General features: G+C 57.3%; 1 pseudogene. It reads right to left on the reverse strand.

The window, feature by feature from the left end:
- A pseudogene (locus tag EN780_RS36655) lies at window positions 1-613 on the reverse strand (adenylate class-3/4/guanylyl cyclase); the annotation flags it as partial.
- Window positions 614-626: the final 13 nt, after the last annotated feature.

Below are 626 nucleotides of genomic sequence, written 5' to 3' on the forward strand. Positions count from 1 at the left end.
AGTTATAGAACATCGCCAAGTCGGTGTGATTGACCGGATGGTTTGGATTTAGCGAAATGGCCTTGGCGAAATGCTGTTCACCCACTTCGTAGGCGCCGCGATCGACCTGTGTCCAAGCCATTACAAGTTGGCACAGATGGTCGTTTTCATCAAGCGCGACGGCCTTCCGCGCCATCTCGAACGCCTCGTCGAGCAAGCGGGTCGAACCACTCATATCGAGAAACCACTCTCGCTCGATAGCTGACGACAATAATGCGTAGGCACGAGCGTAGCTGGGGTCGAGTTCGATGGCCCTTTCGAAGTAATGCCGAGCCTCTGCCTCAATCTCCGGCGTACCCATTGGCAAGGCATCGCCGCGCAGGACACATTCGTAGGCCGCCAGGCTGGCTGGCGGCTTGCGCAGGACCAAGTCGGTGCGCGCGGCCGTCATTCGTCCTACAAGTGTTCCCACGGTAGTGCGAACGACGCGATCCTGGATATCGAATATCTCGTCTTGCGCACTGTCATAACGTTCTGCCCAGACATGATTGCCCGTCGTTGCATCGATCAATTGGGCCGTTATCCAGATGCGCGTTCCCATACGGCGGACACTGCCCTCGACGAGGTACTGCACGCAGAGTTCGCGT

Origin of the sequence: Mesorhizobium sp. M4B.F.Ca.ET.089.01.1.1 (assembly GCF_004022605.1) — a bacterium.
GTDB classification, from domain to species: domain Bacteria; phylum Pseudomonadota; class Alphaproteobacteria; order Rhizobiales; family Rhizobiaceae; genus Mesorhizobium; species Mesorhizobium abyssinicae.